General features: G+C 54.7%; 20 protein-coding genes. All 20 read right to left on the bottom strand.

The features are described from left to right. Positions 1-111: 111 nt before the first annotated feature. Positions 112-1,263 carry a glycosyltransferase gene (locus tag ACW9IB_RS02910; RefSeq protein ID WP_457412229.1) on the bottom strand — a complete coding sequence of 384 codons (1,152 nt, stop codon included), beginning with the start codon at positions 1,261-1,263 and terminating at the stop codon, positions 112-114. A 58-nt stretch (positions 1,264-1,321) separates the two neighbouring features. After that, positions 1,322-2,611 (bottom strand): hypothetical protein, encoded by a 1,290-nt coding sequence (locus ACW9IB_RS02905; RefSeq protein ID WP_457412226.1) that lies wholly within the window; start codon positions 2,609-2,611, stop codon positions 1,322-1,324. Between the two features lie 9 nt (positions 2,612-2,620). Continuing rightward, on the bottom strand, positions 2,621-4,624 hold the full coding sequence (locus tag ACW9IB_RS02900; protein WP_457412224.1) for a hypothetical protein: 2,004 nt from the start codon (positions 4,622-4,624) through the stop codon (positions 2,621-2,623). Then, positions 4,614-5,777, bottom strand: coding sequence for a hypothetical protein (locus ACW9IB_RS02895; RefSeq protein ID WP_457412222.1), 1,164 nt, complete (start codon positions 5,775-5,777; stop codon positions 4,614-4,616). The genes ACW9IB_RS02900 and ACW9IB_RS02895 overlap by 11 nt, the downstream gene beginning before the upstream one ends. A gap of 62 nt (positions 5,778-5,839) precedes the next feature. Continuing rightward, positions 5,840-7,150: a lipopolysaccharide biosynthesis protein gene (locus ACW9IB_RS02890; protein ID WP_457412219.1), complete on the bottom strand. Its 1,311-nt coding sequence runs from the start codon at positions 7,148-7,150 to the stop codon at positions 5,840-5,842. A 5-nt stretch (positions 7,151-7,155) separates the two neighbouring features. Beyond that, positions 7,156-8,232, bottom strand: coding sequence for a DegT/DnrJ/EryC1/StrS family aminotransferase (locus tag ACW9IB_RS02885; protein ID WP_457412217.1), 1,077 nt, complete (start codon positions 8,230-8,232; stop codon positions 7,156-7,158). Next, entirely contained in the window at positions 8,229-8,813 is a 585-nt protein-coding gene (gene wbpD / locus ACW9IB_RS02880; protein ID WP_457412215.1) for a UDP-2-acetamido-3-amino-2,3-dideoxy-D-glucuronate N-acetyltransferase, read from the bottom strand. Before wbpD ends, ACW9IB_RS02885 begins: the two co-directional genes overlap by 4 nt. Before the next feature lie 2 nt (positions 8,814-8,815). Next, the gene (locus ACW9IB_RS02875) at positions 8,816-9,766 is read right to left on the bottom strand and encodes a Gfo/Idh/MocA family protein (RefSeq protein ID WP_457412213.1); all 951 of its coding nucleotides are present in this window, start codon (positions 9,764-9,766) and stop codon (positions 8,816-8,818) included. A gap of 65 nt (positions 9,767-9,831) precedes the next feature. Continuing rightward, positions 9,832-11,145: a UDP-N-acetyl-D-glucosamine 6-dehydrogenase gene (wbpA, locus tag ACW9IB_RS02870; RefSeq protein ID WP_457412210.1), complete on the bottom strand. Its 1,314-nt coding sequence runs from the start codon at positions 11,143-11,145 to the stop codon at positions 9,832-9,834. Between the two features lie 909 nt (positions 11,146-12,054). Then, the gene (locus ACW9IB_RS02865) at positions 12,055-12,252 is read right to left on the bottom strand and encodes a lipopolysaccharide assembly protein LapA domain-containing protein (RefSeq protein ID WP_457412270.1); all 198 of its coding nucleotides are present in this window, start codon (positions 12,250-12,252) and stop codon (positions 12,055-12,057) included. Positions 12,253-12,325: 73 nt separating this feature from the next. Next, positions 12,326-12,622 (bottom strand): integration host factor subunit beta, encoded by a 297-nt coding sequence (gene ihfB, locus ACW9IB_RS02860; RefSeq protein WP_003218804.1) that lies wholly within the window; start codon positions 12,620-12,622, stop codon positions 12,326-12,328. Between the two features lie 132 nt (positions 12,623-12,754). Then, positions 12,755-13,039 carry a hypothetical protein gene (locus ACW9IB_RS02855; RefSeq protein WP_025856936.1) on the bottom strand — a complete coding sequence of 95 codons (285 nt, stop codon included), beginning with the start codon at positions 13,037-13,039 and terminating at the stop codon, positions 12,755-12,757. A 161-nt stretch (positions 13,040-13,200) separates the two neighbouring features. Beyond that, a complete protein-coding gene (gene rpsA / locus ACW9IB_RS02850; protein WP_457412208.1) occupies positions 13,201-14,892 on the bottom strand; it encodes a 30S ribosomal protein S1 in 1,692 nt (563 codons plus the stop codon). A gap of 119 nt (positions 14,893-15,011) precedes the next feature. Continuing rightward, positions 15,012-15,701 (bottom strand): (d)CMP kinase, encoded by a 690-nt coding sequence (gene cmk / locus ACW9IB_RS02845; protein ID WP_016971485.1) that lies wholly within the window; start codon positions 15,699-15,701, stop codon positions 15,012-15,014. Further along, positions 15,698-17,908, bottom strand: coding sequence for a bifunctional prephenate dehydrogenase/3-phosphoshikimate 1-carboxyvinyltransferase (locus ACW9IB_RS02840; protein WP_457412268.1), 2,211 nt, complete (start codon positions 17,906-17,908; stop codon positions 15,698-15,700). Before ACW9IB_RS02840 ends, cmk begins: the two co-directional genes overlap by 4 nt. A 28-nt stretch (positions 17,909-17,936) precedes the next feature. Then, complete coding sequence (hisC, locus tag ACW9IB_RS02835; protein WP_457412206.1) at positions 17,937-19,049, bottom strand: histidinol-phosphate transaminase; 1,113 nt, start codon at positions 19,047-19,049, stop codon at positions 17,937-17,939. Between the two features lie 9 nt (positions 19,050-19,058). Then, on the bottom strand, positions 19,059-20,153 hold the full coding sequence (gene pheA, locus ACW9IB_RS02830) for a prephenate dehydratase (RefSeq protein WP_457364535.1): 1,095 nt from the start codon (positions 20,151-20,153) through the stop codon (positions 19,059-19,061). Further along, on the bottom strand, positions 20,153-21,238 hold the full coding sequence (gene serC / locus ACW9IB_RS02825; RefSeq protein WP_457364536.1) for a 3-phosphoserine/phosphohydroxythreonine transaminase: 1,086 nt from the start codon (positions 21,236-21,238) through the stop codon (positions 20,153-20,155). Before serC ends, pheA begins: the two co-directional genes overlap by 1 nt. Before the next feature lie 243 nt (positions 21,239-21,481). After that, a complete protein-coding gene (gene gyrA / locus ACW9IB_RS02820) occupies positions 21,482-24,136 on the bottom strand; it encodes a DNA gyrase subunit A (protein ID WP_457412204.1) in 2,655 nt (884 codons plus the stop codon). 422 nt (positions 24,137-24,558) lie between these two features. Beyond that, positions 24,559-25,635, bottom strand: coding sequence for an S-methyl-5-thioribose-1-phosphate isomerase (mtnA, locus tag ACW9IB_RS02815; RefSeq protein ID WP_457364538.1), 1,077 nt, complete (start codon positions 25,633-25,635; stop codon positions 24,559-24,561). Positions 25,636-25,708: the final 73 nt, after the last annotated feature.

The raw sequence follows: 25,708 nt of genomic DNA, 5'->3' as shown, positions 1-25,708 counted from the left end.
TAACCTGCCAGTCGACGCTAGTGCCCCTCGGCCTGAGCAAGCCATTTCCAAGGCTGAAACCCTATCAGCAGCAGTAAGGACCGATGCAAAACACTCGCGTCGCGTTTCAGGTCAATCAGGAATGTAAGTGTTTTCAGATGACAGGCACTGCTGGTAAAGGCCGAGCAATTTTTGCTCCTGCGCTTGCCAGCTGAGCGATGTCAAATTCGAAAAATTATAGGTTTTCCCCGATCGTTCAAGCTCACGGATGGCCCGAAGGACGTCATCAGAGGCAAGGTTACAGCACTCGCCTATACCGTACTCCGACAGCACTGCGCGAATGTCAGGAAAATCCGAAGCCAGCACCGGTACACCGGCGAAGCAGTATTCGAAAAGCTTATTCGGCAAGCAGTAGTAATCGCTCAGTGAAACATTCTGCACCAGACACAAACCAAAATCAGCAGATTGCGCGATCGGGACGACCTGCGAGTGCGGTACCGCGTCGTGAACATGCACGTTCGAATGCTCAGCAGCCAAGCGCTTGAGCTCATCGCTCAATTCACCATACCCCAGGAATACAATGTGCGACTGAATATCGGAATGCTTGAAAGCCTCACAAAGCAGATCAATACCACGCCCGTGCCCCAAGATCCCCACGTAGATAAAAATCTTGCTTTGGGCGGGAATCTGGAACTTATTCCTGAGGTAGTCGCTCTCCTGCACTGCTGTCTCAGAGAACAACGGCGAATTAAGAATGACCGCAGAGTACTTTGGCCCGATCGCCTCTCGATACCATTTCTGAATCGAAGGACTGACCACAATCAAGGCGTCGACGAAGCGCCACAATAGCTTTTCAGTGCGCAGGGTCAAGGTGCCCTGGAGCCGGGTCAGGCCATTTCGATTGGACTCAAGCTCATGAGCGTCATACACAAGCTTGGCGCCTGTAAACAACTTTACAATAACGCCCAATGGCAACGCCAACGTATCGTGACAATGAACGATGTCGGGACGCTGTCGAATTGCACGCGGCAGCATTTTTACCACCAACTCAAAAAGCGTCGCAATATGCCTCAATGTCCTGGGCAGGAAAGTCAGCTTGCGTGCACGCAGCGTAAGCGCCTCAATGTGTGCTTCGAATGGTACTACTGATTTTTGCGCGCCTTCGTCAAGCACGACCCCTATCCCACTCACCGCATATCCAGCAGCGGCAATAGCGCCCATTTCCTTGAGAATTCGAGAGTCGAACTCAATGTCCGTATGAGTCAAATGCAAGATTTTTTTCATGCTATGTTAGATTTTCATCTGCCTTTTAGATGATAGATTAGGATAATAGCGCGGCGCATTACGATACTCTCCATGCAGTTTTTTGCACAGAACTGAGCGCTACAAGCATGCCAGCAATACACATTGGTAAAGAAAAGACCGTGTCTCCAGATATCAAAGAATAAGGGAGCGTCACCAAAAATAGGGCGATTGGTAAAACACGTCCGGTACGCAATACCAACAGGAAGGGCCAAACATAGAAGGCAATAGCGACAAGACCGAAAATTACGCCTCCAACAATCCACTCAGCCATAACAGACATATGTGGATAATGAAACTCTGAGCAAGATGAAAAAGTGCACGAAAAAATTTTATGATAACTCCAACCTTGCGGAAACCAGCTTAGCATAGAAGCACCGAGCTTCCAGAAAGCCGTGCGAGATTGTGTACCAAGCGTACCATCTGCCATAGTGTCAAGCATGAGCATTGGCGCTGAACGATTTACGGTAGCCGTGACAATGTCACTTTTAAAAGCCTCTGCAGGCTCAAAAGTTTCAGAATCGAAATTACTTAATTCAAACGCCAAAACCCTGAATGGCTCACCACCTACTCTATAACGATCAAACGAAATTGGGTCCGCGACCACATAAACCAAGACAGCGGAAAAAATCACTGAAAACATGATCTTGGCAACCGCTGAACGCCCTTCGAGGAATAACCACACAACAGGGAGAAAAAAGGTAAGTACGACGAAACGACGAGAACTCGATAAGACGCCCGCCGCTATTAAAAACGCCATAGTGCACCAGATGCGAAGCCTTAAACAACCAAGCGCCGCGACCAACCATATTAACCCTAGATTATTATAGTTAATACACAAGGCAGAACCTGCTGGATAGAAAGAGCAATTATCAGCAATAAACCAAAGTATATAGCCTCGATCCAAAAGCGCAGCTTTCACTAACCCTAATACAGCAGTAAACAAAGCAAGCGGCAGTAATGCCAAAAAAAACCCGTAGGATATGTCCCCATTTATCAAAAAATAGACAAGAAGAAGAGTTGATGCAATGACAAGATCCTTCATAACTATGGATGCAAATGCGGTATCACTGACGCCCAATGCAACCAAATGAAGCAGCAACAAACACAGCATAGGCAACACCGCAATGGAGGGTGCTTTTATTCTTTCACCACTTACGCAAGTCAAAAGTAGCAATGGTGCAATTAACAGTGCTGCCCAACGCCATGAGAAAAACTCTGAGTAAAAAGGGGCAGACATGGCTACGCCCCCCCAAAGCTCTTTACTTAAAATAAATTCCCATTTCCCACGCCTATTAATATCTTGGGCAGCATCTATCATATCAGCCATCTCTATTATTTATTTTGGCGATCGAAGATTGTTACTAACATCAAAACCCATTACCAGCGCCCAAGGCGCGTTGGCAATCTCCCATGGAGCGGTCACTCTGTAATACCGCTCCAATACTGAAATCTCTATCTGCGGCGTTTTACCAACCGCCAACAGCGACCGTGATGCAAAAGGGAAAACATCTCCGCGCTTGACGACCTCAACCCCACTTTCCGTGAGTCGCTTACCATCCAAATCTTTAATGAAATCAAGTGAAGACATGACTGACATAAAGTCAATCGTCCTGAAAGAGATCCAAGCTAAACCATGATCACCTGGGTAGGATGGCATATTACATGAGCGCATTTCTGCGTCAGTCCAACCATCATAAGCATGACCATACCAGTAATACCAATTGTCTACCGAGGGAAACTTTCCGTTAGTGCTCAATCGATGAAGGAAGAACTCGATAATATCGCGCTGATCGTTGAGATCAGGAGAGCTACTGCTTTCACCTCGGACGCGAGCCGAATTAAATAATGAATACGCCCATTCATTCTGATGATTAAACGGCACCGCCATACCATCGAAATAGAATGCGCTGCACTTAGGCCACCTCAGATGAGCACTGCCTGATTTCATCCAGGCGGGGTCCTCGCCCTCATGCGCCAGTTGATCAATATGTCCCTTTAAAGTCGCGACCATGCTCCGCAGCTTTTCTGTATTTCTTAAACGCGGGGCTTTAGGGAAGTCTTCAGCGTACCTATCAAGCAATAACAACAATCGACTGGTTTGAACAGCAAAAAGAGCTGGAGACCTGTCATGGGTGAACCCTTTGGTGTAGAACCCCTGATTTGAGTCAAGCAAATCATCCAAAGAGCGCATTTCTAGAACAATCCTGCTTACCAGATCATTCGTCAGCGCCTCGAAGATGCCGTGAGCGTCCGAATTGAGTTCGGACAACAAAAGCACATCCATCAAACCGTTCAGATAATAGATTTGGGACCAAGGAACTCGCCCTTCTATATTATTCACTCCGAATTCGAGTACACCGCTCTGTTGACCATGACGCATGTCTCGTAAAAACATTGCCAAAATATCTTTCTTTGACTGTGCTCGTTTTACTGTAACAGTGCCATCAACTTGTGAGTAGTGAAGATCCCAAGGAATACCCGCTGCCATATCAAAACGCTTCGGCTCGCCTTGACCGACTGCACTCATTAAATAAGAACTTCTATCGGTTTCCGGAGTACGACACAGTACAACCGGACCCTCTTTGGTAAAAATAGCCTCCACGACTGTCTCACAGTACGAGAGCCGTTGCGACTCGACTTTGCCGTCTTTAATCTTTGCATGCAGAGCGCCTGCAATCAGCTCAAATCCGTGTTTAGCATCACCTACTATAAAGATAGGCGGCTCCATTTCATAGGTCCCACCCGCAGGGGGGTAAAAAGTCGGAAGCTCGATCATCAAACCAGAACCTGTGACAGCCTGATCAACACCCATCAAAAAATTCTTTCTTTTTTTATTATCGTACAACACCCAGTACAAGTGCCCCTCACCTACTACGGATGCACGAAATATAGGGAAATCCACATCATCGAAGATGATCGGTTGCTCCTTTAATAATTGGCCTGCTTTATCGTAGGTCAACCAATAAAGCTGACCACCAAACACCTTCCGAAAAGCAAAGTTGTACTGACCGTTAATAATCTGGAGATCTACAGGAACACCAGAAAACGGAAATAATATTTCTAACCCTGGCGCAACGAACTTTGATACATAATATTCATTCACATAAAGCTCACCCAGCGACTCGCTCAAACCACCAAACCACGTTAGGGGAACTCTGGAAAAACCAACTGGACTCGGTACTGAGATAACAGCGCTTCTTGGCGAGTGATAGCGCGAAACATCCCAATTTGAAATACTACTCAAATCTGCTTCATCTTTAGATCGCTTGTATCCAACGGCACCCGCGCCTATAACAACGACCACCAAGAGAAAGAGGATTACGAGCCTGCTACTTTTCATCAGTTTTGAACCCGCATGCAATCAGCGCCCGATAAAGATAAGCTTCATACTCAGCAATTCGCTTATTGTCTTGCATACCAACTGGATACTTAAGATAGCCACCCGAGGAGGAAGCATAGCGTTCAACCTCTCCCAAAAATAGGTTCCCAGAAATAGGGTCTTTGAAACGGCACATCAGTTGCGCAGCAATACTCAAATCGTACAACCGCGCCGGGGTTGTAATTTCCGGACGGAATGCTGGCCAACCACGTAGATTTCCATCATCACCAAAAAAATCCATGAGATGACCAAACACCTTATCGTTGTCGAAGCTGGATGACAGACGGCCATTGTTTTCAATGTACGTCAGCACACCCTCTATAATATAACCCGCGTGTGGCAAATCATTAGGGTTATCTTCTTGAATTGAGTAATTCCAATACCACGAGCCACTTCTAGGTGAGATTTTTCTATTTTGGATGAGCGCGGCCATTGTCGTATCTGCCGCGAAACTCAACTCATCCTTTAAATCTGGGCGCCCGGTGACTTTCGCGTATCGCTGCATTTGCCCTGCGAGATAAACGGCGGAGTTGAACGTGTCATACTTTCTATCTTGCACTAGTAGAGAATAAGGCAGCATTCCAGCAGGGGTTCGCATACTGGTCGACAGGTAAGGTTGCAGAGCTTTCTCAATCAGCGTATGAATTTCTTCTTTCCGTTCTTTATTGACATAGGTTTCCCATCCCAATAGCGCGTCCACGACAATCGCGGTAGAGATAGCATATTCCGTATTTCCCGGATTGACAGAACCGTCCCCGTAAGCATCCCACGCCACTGGCACACCCCAGCCAATAACACCATCGCCGTTAGCATCTGAGTTCTCAATGAGCCACTTGCCGGCTTTTTGACCAAGTTCATTGATGCTTTGCCGTTTGTTGATCCTTGCCTCTTCCACTGCCCCTAAAAGAATCAACGCATAGCTTTTCGGAACGTCTGCTGCGTCTTCAGAAGGATAGTCTGGGAGACCCCGGCCAGGATAATCGTGATCAATACCTACAACGACCTTAGAAAGTATTTTATCTCCATCCACTGCTTTGGCGACTGGTTTGACGACTGGTTTCCCGCACGCCGCCAGGGACAAAAGGAGTACGTAAAAAATTATGTGCTTTTTCATAAAAAATATTTCCCTTCATCAAGCCAAGTCCAAAATGCTCATTCCAATAATACGGCGAGCATTTATAGAAAATTATCTGTTTGCGACCGTGCGGTTCCACGCGCAGCCCTGTACTGAAAATAGGAATGCAGCAAATAGAGACACGAAAATGCACAGACATGGGCGATAATCGCTACTTTATAGCCAACTCCAGCCCTGTCGCATATGTAAAACACCAATCCCGCAATGCACAACCGTGTCAATTGCCATAACGAATCCAGGTGTAGCCATCCAGGCAGTAAAATTGTGCTACTCAATGGCGACGACAGCGTCTGGAAAAATATCAACACAGACAACACCGACGCGACCTCACCCGCGGCTCGCCAGCTATCACCAAATACAAACGCGAATAGCCAGGGACCAAACGCTAGCACCGGCAACATAGGTAGAAAGGCAAGCAGTACGAGTCGCTTGAGTGAACCGACGAAGATAGCCAGGCACTCACCATTACGAGCATATTGCTCCGCCGCCCTTTGCCGGTAGACATCACCGATCGCGTTTGCGACTAAGCTCAATGGAGCTGCCATGACCCGTTGAGCGAGCGAGTAGAACCCCGCAACACCCGCACCAAAGAAAACCGTCAAGAGCAAAAGTGGCATTTCAGTCGCCCCCACGCTCATCGCTTGTCCCGGAACCATATACTTCGGGTAGCCGATGTGCCTGCGCACCACGTAGAGCATCCGTTTGATGCTAATACGCCGAAACAGACTGCGCTCCGCACCGTACAACGACCTCACCAAAAACAGAGTAGACAGTGCCTGTCCGACAATTTGTCCAAAAATCAAACCCAGCAGACCAATTTTGGAGAAGCCCGCCGCAAGTTGTATGGCTCCGCTGGCTCCACTTTGAACCACTCTACTGATTGCCATGCTCTTATAAAGCGAACGGCGGTTAGCCCAGAAGTTAAGAGCGTAATAGCAACCCAGGATCAACGTGGCAAACGGGACCAAATACAGCACCGTTTGCACTTCTGGGTGGCCAAGCAACATAACGATCTGGGCGTCCCACACCAACACGATGCCTAACAGGATGAGACTTACCGTCAAGCTCAATATGAAGGTTACAGCAACCAGGTTGATTGCTTCGCTATCATGCTTGGGGACAACGATTGCAAGTTCATATTTCCCTGTAACGATCACAGCCAGGATTGCGCAGATAGACCCATACAAGGCAAAAACGCCGAAGTCTTGTGGCGAATAGAGCCTTGTCAGTATCGGCGACAATGCAATCGGCACTATCTGCGCTAGCCCGGTGCCCGTCATCAACGTTAGGACGCTCTTGGCGAACGAGCTCTTCGGCTTAATTCGACGAGACAATGCATGCAAAACCTGCATTATCATCAGCTCAACGCGTCAACGATTTTTTCTTGATCCGTAACTGTCATATAAGGATGCATAGGCAAACTCATGACCCGCTCAGCGACAGCGTCCCCAACTGGCAGGGATGCCGTAACATCTGCTACGGCAGGCTGTTTATTCAAAGGTATTGGGTAATGGACCGCAGTCGGCACACCTGCCGCTTTCAACCTTAGCTGGACTGCGTCGCGAGCATCGACCTGAACGGTGTATTGTGCCCAGGCGCTGAAGTTGTTCGGCTCCAAGTACGGCGCAGCAAACCCCGCAGCACCCAACAGGCGCTCGTATGTTTGCGCTATCAGATGACGCTGCTCAAGTTCGCGCTCAAAAATCCCGAGCTTGGGTAGGAGAATCGCGGCTTGCAAGGTATCCAGGCGGCTGTTCACACCCACACGAATGTGGTGATAGCGCCGATCCTGACCGTGTCTCGAGATCTGGCGCATGACCTTTGCCAGTTCTTCGTCATTGGTGAAGATCGCGCCGCCATCCCCATAACAACCAAGCGGTTTACTAGGAAAGAAGCTAGTGCATGAGACCGTCGTCAGGTTGCAGGAGCGCTTACCTTTGTAGGTCGCGCCGAAACTCTGCGCGGCGTCTTCAATGACCGGAATACCGTATTTCGCAGCGATTGCATTGATTGCATCGTAATCGGCACACTGACCATATAGAGAGACTGGAATGATCGCTTTCGTGCGCGGAGTAATTGCCGCTTCAAGCAGGAGCGGGTCTAGATTGTAAGTACGTGGATCGACATCTACATAGACAGGCTTGGCGCCTAATAGAGCGACGGTTTCAGCCGTTGCAATATAGGTAAATCCAGGTGTGATTACTTCATCACCAGGACCGACCCCCAATGCCATTTGTGCGATCTGCAAAGCATCTGTGCCGTTGGCAACGGTGATGCAGTACTTGGCCTCGACAAAGGCAGCCAGCTTCTCCTCCAACTCAGCCACTTCCGGGCCTAGGATATACTGGCCGTGCTCTAGCACACGCGCAATCGAAGCATCGATTTCCTTGCGAATCAGTGTTTGCTGCGCCTTCAAGTCGATGAACTCAATCATTGGCCGTCTTCCTTGCTCAATACTTTGCCCTTAAGGACATATTGCACACCCGTATGAATGCAACGTGTACTTGCCTCGCCCTCGAGAGGCAAGTCCAACTGCTCACCGAACTCGCTCATCCAACCGATCTGGCGAGCAGGTACACCGACCATCAGTGCATAGGCCGGCACGTCTTTATTGATTACTGCACCTGCGCCGACAAATGAAAACTCGCCGACGGTTACTCCACATACGATGGTGCAGTTCGCTCCCAGCGTGGCTCCCGCTCTCACCAATGTATCGCGATACTGATCCTTACGCTCCACCAGAGAGCGGGGGTTGTAGACATTGGTGAAAACCATGCTTGGACCACAAAATACACCCTTCTCGAGAGTGACGTTGTCATAGACCGACACATTGTTCTGGATCTTGCAGTCGTCTCCGATAACAACCTTGTTACCGATGAATACGTTCTGACCGAGCGAAACACCGGTGCCAATACGCGCGCCGCCACAAACATGAACAAAATGCCAGACACGCGAACCTGCACCAATTTGAGCACCGTCATCCACGATGGCACTTGAATGCTGGTAGTAACTCATATTCAGCTCAGCAGCCGTGCAAGGAAAGGATGACCCTCACCATTCTGCGCGCTAGCAGGGGAAAGAGTACGAATCGTCTCCACGGTTTCTACGCAATGGCGGGCATCTTCGATGCCATAACCTTTACCGTCGAGGATGGCCTGGTAACTGACCGTATGCAGATCAGTAAAACCTTCGGAAAACTCGATCTCGGCACCATCACAAGTGATTGAACGGTAGGTAGGCTTCTTGCCTTTTACCGAGTCTGGCAAATCATTGGCATCAATTGACAGAAACCAGCGGACCCGAGCATTTTCGTATTCCAGATACCCGGCTGCCTTTGATTCATTCACGAAGTGAACAACATTGCGCTGCAATTTGCCGAAAATGAAGTGCAGCATGTCGTAAAAATGCACACCTATGTTGGTAGCTACACCAAACGATTTGCGCGGATCGCCCTTCCAGCTCTCCATGTACCATTTGCCTCGACTGGTAACATAGGTGAGCTCTACCTCGTGCTTGTGGTCCTGCACACCACCTTGGACCTTATTTTTCAGATCGATGATTGCCTGGTGATGACGCAGCTGAAGAATGTTGAACAAGCGTTTGCCGGTCTCGCGCTCGGTAATGACAAGGTCATCCAGCATCGCAGCGGTAGGCACAAGCGGCTTCTCGCAGATCACATCACAACCTAGCCGCAGGGCAGAGGTGATATGTGATTGATGCAGATAGTTGGGCGAGCAGACAGATACGAAGTCCAGCGCTCGTTCCGGGTCACGCTTTAGTCTCCAAGCGTGATCATAAAAGCGCTCAAATTCGGTGAAAAATTCGCTCTGCGGAGAAAGGCTATCGATAATGCCAACCGAATCATTGATGTCATAGGCACAGCTCAGTTCATTGCCGGTGTCTTTGATGGCACGCATATGACGCGGGGCGATATAGCCAGCAGCACCGATGAGGGCAAAACGTTTCATGGAAGTTCTCGGGAAGACGGTTGAGCGGGAGCGTCGCTGAAGAACTTAAGCGACACCCTCCTGGATCAGGCTTTGATGATGTTGGCCGCAGGCGTACGGTACTTGCCACGGCTATCGACAATCAACTGCGAGCTCGACTGGATAAGCTCGTAGTCAAAACCATCGTGATCGGTTGCCAACACCACAGCGTCGAAGCTAGCCAAGTTATCGGCCGTTAGCGGCTCACTGGACAACTTGAAGTGGTGCTCACGCATTTCCGGAAAGTCAGGAACATGCGGATCGCTGTAGGCTACGTGCGCACCTTTAGCCTCAAGCAACTCCATAATTTCGACAGATGGCGACTCGCGCATGTCATCGACGTTCTTTTTGTAAGCGATACCCAAGATTAGTACGCGACACCCCTTGACAGCTCGGCCGCGCTCATTGAGTCCGTCTACCAATTTACCAACCACATACTCCGGCATGGCCGTGTTGATTTCACCTGACAATTCGATGAAGCGAGTATGCAGGCCATACTCACGAGCTTTCCAGGTCAGGTAGAACGGATCGATTGGGATGCAGTGCCCGCCGAGACCCGGACCAGGGTAGTAGGCGGTGAAACCAAAAGGTTTGGTTGCCGCAGCATCGACCACCTCAAAGATGTCGATACCCATGCGATCGGCAACGACTTTCATTTCGTTGACCAACCCGATGTTGACTGCACGGTGGATATTTTCCAGCAATTTCGTCAGCTCTGCTGCCTTGGTTGAACTCACCGGAACGACTCGATCGATCGCCTGTTCGTAAAGCGCTATACCTACTTGCAGGCAATTCGGAGTATGGCCACCGATCACTTTCGGAATAGTACGAGTCTCGAAATTGGGGTTTCCCGGATCTTCACGCTCAGGTGAGTAGATAAGAAATAGATCCTCACCAACAGTCAAGCCATTTTCCTGCACACGCGGCAAAAGCTCTTCCTCGGTAGTACCGGGGTAAGTGGTACTCTCCAAAGATACGACCTGGCCGGCGCGCAAATAAGGCTTAATCGCGTTGGTGGTATCGATCACAAAGCTCATATCCGGCTCGCGATATTTATTCAACGGTGTCGGCACGCAAAGGATCAGGGCATCACACTCGCTTACGCGACGAAAATCAATAGTGGCTTCAAAACCAGAAGCCCGCGCCTTGGCAACACTCTCACTCGGGATATGCTCAATATAACTTTTACCACCATTGAGCATATCAACTTTACTAATATCAATATCGATGCCCAACACGCGAAAACCGATAGCGTTATAACGCAACATCAGCGGGAGGCCAACATACCCCAGACCCACTATACCAATGATGGCTTCCTTGCTTTTGAATCTGGCAATACTGGATTGGGTTTGATCAAACATGTAAATCTCCAAATATACAGCTCATGCCTATACAGCTCACGCCAAACCTTCATGGCTGGTACGAAAATGCTAACAGGCGCAGAATAATAAGTGATCAGGGCTCGATAGCATAGCGCTTATTGCCAGCCTGAGAATGCACCCGTCGCCCGGGACGACCGCTCGCGACGATAGAAAGCAACCTATCTATTTTTCCGCCCCGGAAAGATTCGCAAAACCACTGGAATAGAGATTTCATCCAGGAAGCTGGACGCACGCTCCGCATCACCGAAAATGGATGACACCCATTCCGGATGTATAGCCTAGCAAGTATGCCGCATTCGCTTCTCACTCAAGACAAGCCAGAATCAAACTCTCTCCCGGGATGTCTGATGTCTGACGCCCATACTGCTCTTGCAGCATCCTCTCGAATCGCAACGCGACGAATCTCTATGCACATTTATCGGCCATGCAATTGAAAAGATTAATCTTTTAGCTCTATCGCTTGATTACTGCAAAGGTCTACCGCTCTAAAGATGTAGACAGTCCGATCTGATAACGGCAGCCCAAGGCAGTCAGAGTGCGAACTCAAGCACTGCAGGCAAGGCATCCTGTACAAGACAGACGGCAAGCCCCGACAAGCTTTGAGACGCGATTGCTGACAAGGAGATTGGAGAGAGATTCGTGGATGGCGGCAGTCATTTGGCAACTCTATGCCACTCAATAAAAAACGATCTCGGGATGCTGGGAGCGTCTCATATAGGAACAATTGTGAAGCCGGCGAGTGATTGCGACATCAAAGCATGAACACAGCAATCCGACAGACATACCCCCCTCAGCAAATGATAATTATTTTCACTTATAGCTATTTAGCCAAGCTAGAAGGGCAATTCTACAGATGATGAGAAATCGCCTATTACGAAGCCAAATAAACTACAATTTTGACCGACCTGATGCGCCAGACCTCCCGACGAGGCGAACGAACAAACCAAGACTCGGGCTTATAACCATCCCGATAAGTAGCGCCATTATAAGAGGTAGCGCCACCGGCAAATGAGCGGTATTCCAACCTAAAAAAGATAACGTGACTACTTGCTGGTTTTCAAGAAACAACACTAAAACAGTCAGCATAACAACCAACATCAATAGCACGATTACAGCCTGCCAGACCCTACGCATACAACTTCCCCGCTCCAAAACGCACTCAGACGCCCTCTTCCTCATCCTCATTCACCCGATCCCGCAATTCCTTCCCCGGCTTGAAATGAGGCACAAACTTCCCATCCAGACTCACCGACTGCCCAGTCTTAGGATTCCGCCCCACCCTCGGTGCGCGATAGTGCAGCGAAAAACTCCCAAAACCACGGATCTCAATCCGATCACCCGTCGCCAGGCACTGGGACATTTGCTCAAGCATGGTCTTGATAGCCAGCTCTACATCCTTGGATGAGAGCAGCCCTTGATGGGTGACAATTCGTTCGATCAACTCCGACTTCGTCATATTTTTCCCTTCTTTTTCAAGCAGCTAGGAAAAGCGCTTCGAAGGTTTTAGCATGACTTGGTGAATTTGAACAGCCCGTCCGACAACTTATCTGCAGGATAGATGGCAACCCGCTATAGGCGCTTTCCGCCATCAATTACAGATCACCAGCATGGTGCGAGTCACTGCGCCCGCGGGGTTCCAGCCAAACAGGTAATCGCCCTCCTCGTCCTTGGCGTCGCTGGAGCGGGTGATGACCTTGTAGCCCTGCATCTTGCATTCACGGGCCGCTCGTTTCTCGCATTTCTCCCAGTTATTGCCCAGCCCCGAGCAATCGACCTCGATACCGCTGACGCCGCGCTTGGCGTGGGTCTTGGCGCTGGTAGCAGAGCAGCCTGCGAGCATTACCATTGCGAATACTACGATAAGCCTGTTCATTCAAATCCTTATTGAAACAACTACGCTGCACGCGCTTTTGGTAAGACTATAGTCAGTTCTGACACTGAGCTACACGCCTTGGTTCTCGGTTGTTGATTCAACGAATTTCAGGCACAAAAAAGGGCGACCGAAGTCGCCCTTTTTCTATGGCCTGACAGAACTTAGTTCTGTTTTTCCATTTGTGCACGCAACAGGTCGCCCAGAGTGGTAGGACCAGCAGCGATGCTATCCGAAGGCTTGTCTTTCAAGCTTTGGATGGCTTCTTTCTCTTCAGCGTCGTCTTTCGACTTGATGGAGAGCTGGATTACGCGGCTCTTGCGGTCAACGCTGATGATCTTGGCTTCTACTTCCTGGCCTTCTTTCAGCACGTTGCGCGCGTCTTCAACGCGGTCACGGCTGATTTCGGAGGCTTTCAGAGTCGCTTCGATATCGTCGGCCAGAGTGATGATGGCGCCTTTAGCGTCAACTTCTTTCACAGTGCCCTTAACGATTGCGCCTTTGTCGTTGTCCTGAACGTATTCAGAGAACGGATCGCTTTCCAGTTGCTTGATACCCAGGGAGATACGCTCGCGCTCTGGGTCAACCGACAGGATAACGGTGTCCAGCTCGTCGCCCTTCTTGAAGCGACGAACAGCTTCTTCGCCTACTTCGTTCCAGGAGATGTCGGACAGGTGAACCAGGCCGTCGATGCCGCCATCCAGACCAATGAAGATACCGAAATCGGTGATCGACTTGATGGTGCCGGAGATTTTATCGCCCTTGTTGAACTGGCCAGAGAAATCTTCCCATGGGTTGGATTTGCACTGCTTGATGCCCAGGGAGATACGACGACGCTCTTCGTCGATGTCCAGAACCATGACTTCCACTTCGTCGCCGACTTGTACGACTTTCGAAGGGTGGATGTTCTTGTTGGTCCAGTCCATTTCGGAAACGTGTACCAGACCTTCAACGCCCTCTTCCAGCTCAGCGAAGCAGCCGTAGTCGGTCAGGTTGGTAACACGCGCAGTCACGCGAGTGCTTTCTGGGTAACGGGCTTTGATAGCGACCCATGGATCTTCACCCAGTTGCTTCAGGCCTAGGGAAACACGGTTGCGCTCGCGATCGTATTTCAGAACCTTGACATCGATCTCGTCGCCAACGTTGACGATTTCGGAAGGATGCTTGATGCGCTTCCAAGCCATGTCGGTAATGTGCAGCAGGCCATCCACGCCACCCAGGTCGACGAATGCGCCGTAGTCGGTGAGGTTTTTGACGATACCTTTGACTTGTTGGCCTTCCTGCAGGGATTCCAGCAGAGCTTCACGCTCGGCGGAGTTCTCTGCTTCCAGGACGCTGCGACGGGAAACGACAACGTTGTTGCGCTTCTGGTCGAGCTTGATGACCTTGAATTCGAGTTCTTTGCCTTCCAGGTGCGTGGTGTCGCGCACTGGACGAACGTCGACCAAAGAACCTGGCAGGAACGCACGGATGCCGTTAACGTCGACAGTGAAGCCGCCTTTAACCTTACCGTTGATAACGCCCTTGACCACTTCTTCAGCTGCGAAGGCTGCTTCGAGAACAATCCAGCATTCAGCGCGCTTGGCTTTTTCACGGGACAGCTTGGTTTCACCGAAACCGTCTTCAACCGAGTCCAGAGCAACGTGAACTTCGTCACCGACGTTGATGTTCAGTTCGCCAGCATCAGTGTAGAACTGCTCCAGCGGGATCAGCGCTTCAGACTTCAGACCAGCGTGAACGGTTACCCAGCGAGCCTGGTAATCGATATCAACGATAACACCGGTGATGATGGAGCCTGCCTGAAGGTTCAGGGTCTTTAGGCTTTCTTCAAAGAGTTCCGCAAAGCTTTCGCTCATTTTAATTCCTGTTGATAAGGGCGAAGAATACGCCCATCTCCACACCCCAGACGATGTGGGTTAGTTTCAATTAAAAGAAGCACCACAGGACTATGACTGGTCCCCTGCAGCCTTCTTGGTCACCCGGCAATATCGCGAATGGCGATTTCACTCAAGATGCGTTCCAGCACCTGCTCGATGGACAACTCCGTGGAATCCAGCTGTATGGCGTCGGCCGCCGGTTTGAGCGGGGCCACCGCACGCTGGGTGTCACGTTCGTCACGCGCACGTATCTCATCTAGCAGACTCGACAGACTAACACCATCGACCTTGCCCTTCAACTGCAAGTAGCGGCGGCGAGCCCGCTCCTCGGCGCTGGCGGTCAGGAAAATCTTCAGCGGCGCGTCCGGAAATACCACCGTGCCCATGTCGCGGCCATCGGCCACCAGGCCCGGCGGCTCCTGAAAGGCACGCTGACGTTGCAGCAAGGCATCCCGCACGGCCGGCAATGCCGCCACCTGGGAAGCCCAGGAGCCCACTTGCTCATTGCGCAGGTCGTCGGTGACATCATCCCCTTCCAGAATGATGCGCTGAGGGTGCCCCTCTGTCGCACCGACAAACTGCACATCAAGATGCGCGGCCAGCAGCTTCAGGGACTCTTCGTTGGTCAGGTCGACGCCATGATTGCGCGCAGCGAACGCCAGCAGGCGGTACAGCGCGCCGGAATCCAGCAGGCACCAACCCAGACGCTTGGCCAGGATGCCGGCAATCGTGCCCTTGCCCGAACCACTCGGTCCGTCGATGGTAATCACCGGTGCTTTGATATTCACAATTGAGCCTCTTGGGCAACACGAATGCCGACTTGGGCACACAGTGTAAGAAAGTTCGGAAAAGACGTAGCAACATTGGCGCAGTCATGGATGCGAATCGGCTCGGCCGCACGCAGGGAGGCGACGCTGAACGCCATGGCAATCCGATGATCGCCCTGGGCGTGAACGTCACCGCCGCCCACCGGGCCACCGTCAATGATAATCCCATCAGGGGTCGGTTCACACTTCACCCCCAACACGGACAGACCGTCGGCCATGGCCTGGATGCGATCAGACTCCTTCACCCGCAGTTCTTGAGCCCCGCGCAAAACAGTGCGCCCCTCGGCACAGGCCGCCGCGACGAACAACACCGGGAATTCATCGATGGCCAATGGCACCAGCGCCTCGGGAATCTCGATACCCTTTAGCGGCGCCGCACGCACGCGCAGGTCGGCAACCGGCTCGCCACCCACTTCACGGAGGTTTTCCAACGTGATATCAGCTCCCATCAAGCGCAGGATATCGATCACCCCGGTCCGCGTCGGATTGATACCGACATGCTCCAGCAACAACTCGGAACCCTCGGCAATAGAAGCGGCCACCAGGAAGAACGCAGACGACGAAATATCTCCTGGCACTTCAATATGGGTCGCCGTCAGCGAATGCCCCGGCTCGACCGAAGCCGTCGCACCGCTGACGGCCACCGGATAACCAAAGCCCCGCAACATGCGTTCGGTGTGATCCCGGGTTGGCGCAGGCTCAGTGACCGAAGTTTCACCCTCGGCATACAACCCCGCCAGCAGCAGACAGGACTTGACCTGCGCACTCGCCATCGGCAACGCGTAGGTAAGGCCCTTGAGTGATTGACCACCGCGAATGGTCAGCGGCGGACGCCCTTCAGGCCCGGTCTCGATTACCGCGCCCATTTCCCGCAGAGGCTTGGCTACGCGGTTCATCGGGCGCTTGGACAAGGAGACGTCGCCCGTCAGCACACTGTCGAAACGCTGCGCCGCCAGCAAACCGGACAGCAAACGCATGGAGGTGCCCGAGTTACCGAGATAGATCGGCCCCGGCGCCGGCTTCAAGCCATGCAACCCCACACCATGAATGGTCACCCGTCCATGGTGCGGCCCTTCGATCACCACCCCCATGTCACGAAATGCCTGCAAGGTCGCCAGGGCATCTTCGCCCTCCAGGAAACCTTCGACTTCGGTCACGCCTTCCGCCAACGACCCCAGCATGATCGACCGATGGGAGATCGACTTGTCGCCAGGCACGCGAATACGGCCACTCAAGCGGCCACCCGGGCTGGCGAGAAAAGTCAGATCATCGGCGTTCACTGCAGTTTCCATATAAGCCCGGCGCGCCAGGATCTTGCTGAAGTGTTCGCGCGCCACCCGCGCGCGGGTGAACACGCCCAGTAATTGATGGCCATCCCCGGCATCGACCGCGTCGCGCAGAACGTCAAGGTCGCTGCGGAAGGCGTCGAGGGTGCGCAACACCGCCTCGCGGTTGGCCAGAAAGATGTCATGCCACATCACCGGGTCGCTGCCGGCAATCCGCGTGAAGTCGCGGAAGCCACCCGCGGCATAACGGAAAATCTCGAGGTTCTCGTTGCGCTTGGCCAGGGAGTCGACCAGGCCAAATGCCAGCAGATGCGGCAGATGACTGGTCGCCGCCAGCACTTCGTCGTGACGCTCGACCTGCATATGCTCAACATCCGCCCCCAGCTCACGCCACAGGCGATCCACCACCGCCAGCGCCGACGGATCGGTTTGCGCCAGCGGCGTCAGGATGACTTTATGGCGACGGAACAACTGTGCGTTCGACGCCTCCACCCCGCTCTGCTCGGAGCCGGCAATCGGATGGCCCGGTACGAAGCGCGCCGGCATACCACCAAACGCCTGCTGCGCCGCGCGCACCACATTGCCTTTGGCGCTGCCGACATCCGTCAGGATCGCCTGGCCCAAGTCCATGCCCGCCAACACGGCCAGCAATTTCTCCATGGCCAGGATCGGCACCGCCAGCTGGATCACGTCAGCGCCCTGGCACGCGAGCGCCAGATCCGCCTCACAACGATCCACCACCCCCAACTCAACCGCCAACTTGCGCGATTGCGGGTCCAGGTCGACACCGACCACTTCGCCACACACGCCGCTCTCACGCAGGCCTTTGGCGAAGGAGCCACCAATCAACCCCAGACCGACCACCACCAGGCGACCGATCATAGGCACAGCAGGTTGCAATGCAGTGACATCAACCACGGGCCAGAACCTTGGCCAGCGCCTCCAGGAAGCGACTGTTCTCAGCCGGCAAACCGATGGTGATACGCAGATGATTCGGCATACCGTAATTCGCTGTGGGGCGCACGATCACGCCTTCACGCAACAACCCCTGGAATACCGGCGCCGCCACCTGACCGAGGTCGACGCAAATGAAGTTGCCTTTGGAAGGAATCCAGCCCAGGCCCAGCTCACGGAAGCCTTCCTGCAATTGCAGCATGCCGGCTTCGTTGATGCGTCGACCTTCTTCCAGGTACTCGGCATCCTTCACCGCCGCACAGGCCGCCGCCAGGGCGAGGCTATTGACGTTGAACGGCTGGCGCACACGGTTCAGCACATCGGCCACCACCGCTGTGGACAGGCCATAGCCAACTCGCAACGATGCCAAGCCATAGGCCTTGGAGAAAGTGCGCGACACCAGCAGGTTCGGGAAAGCGGCGAGGAAGTCGAGACCATCCGGCAGGTCGCTGCCTTCGGCGTATTCGATATAGGCCTCATCCAGCACCACCAGCACATGCTCAGGCACGTCCTGCAGGAAGTCGTCCAGCGCCTGCGCGTCGAACCAGGTACCGGTCGGGTTGTTCGGGTTGGCGATGAACACCACACGGGTCTGCGCATCAATGGCGGCCAGCATCGCTGGCAGGTCATGACCCCAGTCCTTTGCCGGAACCACTTTCGCATCAGCGCCCACGGCCTGCGTCACAATCGGATAGACCGCAAACGCATGCTCACTGAACACCGCGTTCAGGCCCGGCGCCAGGTAAGCACGGCCCACCAGTTCCAGAATGTCGTTCGAACCGTTGCCCAGGGTGACCTGACTCATCTCGACCCGGCACTTTTCCGCCAGCAGAGACTTGAGGGCAAAGCCGTTGCCGTCCGGATAACGGGTCAGCTCGGCCAGCTCTTCACGAATCGCCGCCAGCACCTTGGGGCTCGGGCCCAACGGGTTTTCATTGCTGGCCAGCTTGACGATGTTCGCAGGGTCCAGGTTCAACTCGCGCGCCAGCTCGTCCACAGGCTTGCCCGGAACGTAAGGCGACAGTTGTTGCACGCCCGGCTGAGCCAGGGCGAGGAAGTTGCCACTCATGTTAAAGCCTCACAAAACCGCTTTCGGGTAAGAGCCCAGCACCTTGAGTGCCACGGCCTCCTGACTGATTTTCTCCAGCACACCTTTAACCAGCGGATCGCGGTGGTGGCCAACGAAGTCGATAAAGAACACGTAAGTCCATTTACCGCTGCGCGAAGGACGAGTCTCGATTCGCGTCAGGTCAATCCCGTTGTCATGGAACGGCACCAGCAGCTCATGCAGGGCGCCAGGCTTGTTGCTCATGGAGACGATGATCGAGGTCTTGTCGTCGCCGGTCGGCGGCACTTCCTGGTTGCCGATCATCAGGAAGCGCGTGGAGTTGTCCGGGCGGTCCTCGATCTTGTCGGCCAGGCGCGTAAGGCCATACAGGCCCGCAGCCATGTCACCGGCGATGGCCGCCGAGTTCCACTCACCTTTGACCCGCTTGGCCGCCTCGGCATTGCTGGACACCGCCACGCGCTCGACATTCGGGTAGTGGGCGTCCAGCCACTTGCGGCACTGAGCCAGGGACTGGGCGTGAGAGTAGATGCGACTGATGCTGTCGGTCTTGGTGTTCTCGCCCACCAGCAAGTGGTGGTGAATACGCAGCTCGACTTCACCACAAATGACCATGTCGTGTTCGAGGAAGCTGTCCAGCGTGTGGTTGACGGCACCCTCGGTGGAGTTCTCCACCGGCACCACGCCAAAATTCACCGCACCGGCCGCCACTTCACGGAACACTTCATCAATGGCCGCCATCGGCTTGCTGATGACGGCGTGACCGAAGTGCTTCATAGCCGCCGCCTGGGTGAAAGTCCCCTCGGGGCCGAGGTAGGCCACTTTCAGCGGCTGCTCGAGGGCCAGGCACGAGGACATGATTTCACGGAACAACCGCGCCATCTCTTCGTTGCCCAATGGGCCCTTGTTACGCTCCATCACGCGCTTGAGCACCTGCGCTTCACGCTCGGGACGATAAAACACCGGCACTTCGCCTTCAGCCAGAGAGGCCATCTTCACCCGTGCCACTTCCTGGGCGCAGCGCGCACGCTCGCTGATCAGCTCAAGGACTTTCTCGTCCAGGCTGTCGATGCGCACACGCAGGGCTTTGAGTTCTTGCTCAGACATTAGCCGTGCTCCTTTTCGAACTCCGCCATGTAGGCAACCAGCGCGTTGATCGCGTGAATGTCGACAGCGTTGTAGATAGAGGCACGCATGCCACCCACCGAACGGTGGCCCTTGAGGTTCAGCAGGCCACGCGCGTCGGCACCGGCCAGGAAGGGCTTGTCCAGGCGATCATCCGCCAGGCGGAACGGCACGTTCATCCACGAGCGGTCGGTCAGGTTGATCGGGTTGCTGTACAGGTCGCTGGCGTCGATGAAGTCGTATAGAACGCGCTTCTTCTCTTCGTTCAGCTTGCCCATGGCGGCGACACCGCCCTGCTCCTTGAGCCACTCGAAGACCAGGCCGGACAGGTACCAGGCGAACGCAGGCGGCGTGTTGTACATCGAGCCGTTATCCGCCGCGACCTTGTAGTTGAGCATGGTCGGGCACAACGAACGGGCGCGGCCCAGCAAGTCTTCGCGAATGATATTGACCAGAATGCCGCTCGGGCCGATGTTCTTTTGCGCGCCCGCGTAGATCATGCCGTATTTCGACACATCGATCGGACGCGAGAGGATGTCCGACGACATGTCGCACACCAGCGGGACGTCGCCCACTTCCGGCACCCAGTCGAACTCCAGGCCACCGATGGTTTCGTTGGCGACGTAGTGCACGTAGGCAGCGTCCTTCGACAGCTTCCACTCGTTCTGACCGGGAATGGCAAAGTAATCGTAAGGCTTGGCGGTACCCGCGACGTTGACGTGACCATAACGGGAGGCCTCTTCAATGGCCTTCTGCCCCCAGATACCGGTGTCGATATAGTCGGCAGTGCCGTCTTCGGGCAGCAGGTTCAGCGGGATCTGGGCGAACTGCTGGCTGGCACCACCTTGCAGGAACAACACTTTGTAGTTGGAGGGAATGTCCAGCAAGTCGCGCAGATCCTGCTCGGCCTTGGTGGCAATGGATACGAACTCATCGCTGCGATGGCTCATTTCCATCACGGAGAGGCCTTTTCCATGCCAGTCGAGGAGTTCAGCCTGCGCGCGCTGCAGGACTGCTTCAGGAAGCGCCGCGGGACCGGCACAGAAGTTATAGGCTCTCTTGCTCACATCCAATCTCACTTTGATTTGGTGGGGCTACAATCATGTTCGGCAACAACCTTTCTCTGGAGTGAACCCTTGTGGGAGCTGGCTTGCCTGCGATAAGGGCACCTCGGTAGTGCAGTGATACCGCGGCGCTGCCATCGCAGGCAAGCCAGCTCCCACATTGACCGCGTCCAGCCAAAGGAGGTGTTATTTCAAAAGGGACAAACAACAAGGGGGCGAATCTTCATCCGCCCCCTGCGTGCCCGCTTATTCCTGCGGTTCTTCTTCGTCCGCGGCAGCATCGAGGGTTGGCTCGTCGACGTTGTCATCGCCAGCGGCGATCACCTCGCCCTCGAAGCCCTCGGCTTCCAGCTCCTCGCCTTCGACTTCCGACGGTTCCTGAACCCGCTCCAGACCCACCAGGGTCTCGTCGCTGGTCAGCTTGATCAAGGTCACGCCCTGAGTGTTACGGCCCAGGCTCGACACTTCATCCACACGGGTACGCACCAGAGTGCCCTGGTCGGAAATCAGCATGATCTCCTCACCATCAAGCACCTGCACTGCGCCAACCAGGCGGCCATTGCGGTCGTTGCTGACCATGGCGATCACGCCCTGGCCGCCACGCTTGTACTCCGGGAACTCGCTGATAGCGGTACGCTTGCCGTAACCACGCGCCGACGCGGTGAGGATCTGGCTACCCTCTTCCGGAATCAGCATCGAAATCAGCTTCTGCCCTTCCGGCAGACGCATGCCGCGCACACCACGGGCGGTACGGCCCATGGCGCGAACGTCGGATTCCTTGAAGCGCGTGACCTTGCCGCCGTCGGAGAACAGCATGACTTCACGCTCGCCATCGGTGATGGCCGCAGAAATCAACACATCGCCTTCATCCAGCTCCAGGGCAATCAGGCCCACGCTGCGCTGACGACTGAAGGATTCCAGCGGGGTCTTCTTCACGGTGCCGTTGGCGGTTGCCATGAAGATGTAGTGACCTTCGGTGTATTCCTCGACCGGCAGCATGGTGGTGATGTATTCGCCATCATCCAGCGGCAGCAGGTTGACCAGCGGACGACCCCGGGCAGCACGGGACGCTTCCGGGATTTCGTAGGTTTTCAGCCAGTACACCTTGCCCTTGCTGGAGAACAGCAGCAGCGTGGTGTGGCTGTTGGCGACCAGCAGGTGAGCGATGTAGTCCTCGTCCTTCACGCCAGTAGCCGACTTGCCTTTACCGCCACGACGCTGGGCCTGGTACGCAGCCAATGGCTGGGTCTTGGCATAGCCGCCATGGGAGATGGTCACCACGCGATCTTCTTCCGGGATCATGTCACCCAGGGTCAGGTCCAGGCGGGCATCGAGGATTTCGGTGCGGCGCACATCGCCGTATTCGGCGCGGATCACTTCCAGTTCTTCGCGGATCACTTCCATCAGGCGCACGGCGCTGCTGAGGATGCGGATCAGCTCGCCGATCTGGTTGAGAATCTCCTGGTACTCGGCCAGCAGCTTCTCGTGCTCCAGACCGGTCAGGCGGTGCAGGCGCAGTTCCAGAATGGCCTGGGCCTGTTCCGGTGAAAGGAAATACTTGCCCTCGCGCATGCCGTACTGCGGGTCGAGGTTTTCCGGACGGCACGAGTCGGCACCGGCGCGTTCGACCATGGTCATCACCGCACTGGACTCCCAAGGCGTGCTGATCAGCGCTTCCTTGGCTTCCGACGGAGTCGGCGATGCCTTGATCAACGCGATCACCGGATCGATGTTCGACAGCGCAACCGCCTGGCCTTCCAAGATGTGCCCGCGTTCGCGAGCCTTGCGCAGCTCGAACACGGTGCGGCGGGTAACCACTTCGCGACGGTGACGCACGAAGGCTTCCAGCAAGTCCTTGAGGTTCAGGATCCGTGGACGGCCATCGATCAGCGCGACGATGTTGATACCAAACACGCTCTGCAGTTGGGTCTGGGCGTAGAGGTTGTTGAGGATCACCTCCGGCACTTCGCCACGACGCAGCTCGATCACGACACGCATGCCGTCCTTGTCGGACTCGTCACGCAGTTCGGTGATGCCTTCGAGCTTCTTCTCCTTGACCAGCTCGGCGATCTTTTCGATCAGGCGAGCCTTGTTCAACTGGTAAGGAAGTTCGGTGATGACGATTTGCTGACGACCACCGACCTTGTCGATGTCTTCGATGGTGGAACGCGCGCGCATGTAAATGCGGCCACGGCCAGTCCGGTAGGCTTCGATGATACCGGCACGACCGTTGATGATCGCGGCGGTCGGGAAGTCCGGCCCGGGAATGTATTGCATCAGCTCATCGACGGTCAGCTCGGGGTTGTCGATGAGGGCCAGGCAACCGTCGATGACTTCACCGAGGTTGTGCGGCGGGATGTTGGTCGCCATGCCCACGGCAATACCGCTGGAACCGTTGACGAGCAGGTTGGGGATCTTGGTCGGCATGACCGCCGGGATCATTTCGGTGCCGTCGTAGTTCGGCACCCAGTCCACGGTTTCTTTATGCAGGTCGGCCAGCAGTTCGTGCGCCAGCTTGGTCATGCGCACTTCGGTGTATCGCATGGCAGCTGCGTTGTCGCCGTCGACCGAACCGAAGTTGCCCTGCCCGTCTACCAGCAGGTAGCGCAGGGAGAACGGCTGAGCCATCCGGACGATGGTGTCGTACACCGCAGTGTCACCGTGAGGGTGATACTTACCGATCACGTCACCGACAACACGGGCAGATTTCTTGTACGGCTTGTTCCAGTCGTTACCCAGCTCGCTCATCGCGAACAGCACACGCCGGTGCACGGGCTTCAAGCCATCGCGCGCATCAGGCAGTGCCCGACCGACAATCACGCTCATCGCGTAGTCGAGGTAGGACTGTTTCAGCTCGTCTTCGATATTGACCGGGAGGATTTCTTTGGCCAGTTCGCCCATGAGAAGCCTGATTCCTTTTTCGGGTGAAACCTCGTCACATCCATATGGGACGAACGAAGCTCGCCGCCGCCGGCCGAGTGCCTGACAACGACTTACGACAAATCAACGAGTTATGACACGGATCTGCACGTTAGAGGCAGCCCCTCGGGGCAACCCTGGAAACCGCCGGATGTTATCACAATCGCCGCCACGCACCTATCCCCCTGACGCGCATGGAGCATAGTTAGTTGACGGATGACAGGCTTGAGGGCGACGAGAGAGGCTCAGAGGCTGTCCCGCGCTATTTTCAGGGGGCTGATCCAATGGATTTGTTGACTTTCAACGCCAATCGCTGGCAAGCCCGCTCCCACATTTTGACCTGTGAACACATTCCATGTGGGAGCAGGCTTGCCTGCGATGACGACTTCGCCGGCGCCAACCCCTTAATGCAGCCGCTTGCGGCACATCAATTTGGCCAGCTTGGCAGTGTCCGGCCGCTCGACGACGCCCTTTTCAGTCACGATCACGTCAATGAGGTCGGCCGGGGTCACGTCAAACACCGGATTGTAGGCCTGCACATCCGCAGCAAACCTTTGTCCGGCCACCTCCAGCAGCTCATCGGCATCCCGCTCTTCGAGCGCAACATCATCGCCACTGGCTATCATCAGATCCAGGGTCGAGCTGGGCGCCACCACCATGAAGCGCACGCCATGATGCATGGCGGATACCGCCAACTGATAGGTGCCGATCTTGCTGATCACATCGCCATTGGCCGCAATGCAGTCGGCGCCGACGACCACCCAGGTCACCCCTTTGGTCTTGAGAATATGGGCGCCCGCCGAATCGGCGTTGACGGTCACCGGAATGCCCTCGCCCGCCAGCTCCCATGCCGTCAACCGCGAACCCTGGAGCCAGGGCCGGGTTTCGTTGGCATAGACCTGCTCGACCATGCCTTCCAGGAAAGCCGCACGAATCACGCCGAGGGCCGTGCCCACTCCCCCCGTCGCCAGCGCGCCGGCATTGCCATGGGTGAGAATCGCCTGGGCGTTCCCCTGGTGCTTGCGGATCAGCTCCACCCCTAACTGGGCCATGGTCAGGTTGGCTTCGCGGTCGCTCTGATGGATCGCGATCGCCTCGGCCTCCAGCGCGGCCAGCGGATCGGCGTGCTTCTTGAGACGGTCCAGGCGGTCGCGCATGCTCTTCAGCGCCCAGAACAGGTTTGACGCGGTTGGACGGCTATCGGCCAATAGCGCGTAGTCTTCCTCCCAGCCCGCCTGCCAGTCACCGCCCTCGGCGATCCGTTCACGGGCGGCGAGTACCAGGCCATAAGCGGCGGCAATGCCGATCGCCGCCGCCCCGCGCACGACCATCCCGCGAATGGCCGCGGCGACCTCGTCGACCGTGGCGCAGGCCACCCAACTTTCCCGGGACGGCAAGGCACGCTGATCGAGCAGGTACAGCGCGCCATCACGCCAATCGATGGCCTTCACTCTCTCCGCAGCCAACAGTCGATCGCGCATCCCTTACTCCGCACTCATGAACAAAAGCCGCCGATTATAGCGATCCGCCAGTCAGGACGCTCGGGTATACTTC

This window comes from Pseudomonas sp. SDO524_S393 (assembly GCF_054071875.1).
Note: the sequence above shows the minus strand (reverse complement) of the source record. Positions and strands in the feature narration are given on the sequence as shown.

What these genes read in the sequence shown, in the direction of transcription:
- ACW9IB_RS02910 (WP_457412229.1), bottom strand. Translation starts at nt 1,263, where the DNA reads ATGAAAAAAATCTTGCATTTGACTCATACGGACATTGAGTTCGACTCT.
- ACW9IB_RS02905 (WP_457412226.1), bottom strand. Translation starts at nt 2,611, where the DNA reads ATGGCTGATATGATAGATGCTGCCCAAGATATTAATAGGCGTGGGAAA.
- ACW9IB_RS02900 (WP_457412224.1), bottom strand. Translation starts at nt 4,624, where the DNA reads ATGAAAAGTAGCAGGCTCGTAATCCTCTTTCTCTTGGTGGTCGTTGTT.
- ACW9IB_RS02895 (WP_457412222.1), bottom strand. Translation starts at nt 5,777, where the DNA reads ATGAAAAAGCACATAATTTTTTACGTACTCCTTTTGTCCCTGGCGGCG.
- ACW9IB_RS02890 (WP_457412219.1), bottom strand. Translation starts at nt 7,150, where the DNA reads ATGCAGGTTTTGCATGCATTGTCTCGTCGAATTAAGCCGAAGAGCTCG.
- ACW9IB_RS02885 (WP_457412217.1), bottom strand. Translation starts at nt 8,232, where the DNA reads ATGATTGAGTTCATCGACTTGAAGGCGCAGCAAACACTGATTCGCAAG.
- wbpD (WP_457412215.1), bottom strand. Translation starts at nt 8,813, where the DNA reads ATGAGTTACTACCAGCATTCAAGTGCCATCGTGGATGACGGTGCTCAA.
- ACW9IB_RS02875 (WP_457412213.1), bottom strand. Translation starts at nt 9,766, where the DNA reads ATGAAACGTTTTGCCCTCATCGGTGCTGCTGGCTATATCGCCCCGCGT.
- wbpA (WP_457412210.1), bottom strand. Translation starts at nt 11,145, where the DNA reads ATGTTTGATCAAACCCAATCCAGTATTGCCAGATTCAAAAGCAAGGAA.
- ACW9IB_RS02865 (WP_457412270.1), bottom strand. Translation starts at nt 12,252, where the DNA reads ATGCTGACTGTTTTAGTGTTGTTTCTTGAAAACCAGCAAGTAGTCACG.
- ihfB (WP_003218804.1), bottom strand. Translation starts at nt 12,622, where the DNA reads ATGACGAAGTCGGAGTTGATCGAACGAATTGTCACCCATCAAGGGCTG.
- ACW9IB_RS02855 (WP_025856936.1), bottom strand. Translation starts at nt 13,039, where the DNA reads ATGAACAGGCTTATCGTAGTATTCGCAATGGTAATGCTCGCAGGCTGC.
- rpsA (WP_457412208.1), bottom strand. Translation starts at nt 14,892, where the DNA reads ATGAGCGAAAGCTTTGCGGAACTCTTTGAAGAAAGCCTAAAGACCCTG.
- ACW9IB_RS02840 (WP_457412268.1), bottom strand. Translation starts at nt 17,908, where the DNA reads ATGATCGGTCGCCTGGTGGTGGTCGGTCTGGGGTTGATTGGTGGCTCC.
- hisC (WP_457412206.1), bottom strand. Translation starts at nt 19,049, where the DNA reads ATGAGTGGCAACTTCCTCGCCCTGGCTCAGCCGGGCGTGCAACAACTG.
- pheA (WP_457364535.1), bottom strand. Translation starts at nt 20,153, where the DNA reads ATGTCTGAGCAAGAACTCAAAGCCCTGCGTGTGCGCATCGACAGCCTG.
- gyrA (WP_457412204.1), bottom strand. Translation starts at nt 24,136, where the DNA reads ATGGGCGAACTGGCCAAAGAAATCCTCCCGGTCAATATCGAAGACGAG.
- mtnA (WP_457364538.1), bottom strand. Translation starts at nt 25,635, where the DNA reads ATGCGCGATCGACTGTTGGCTGCGGAGAGAGTGAAGGCCATCGATTGG.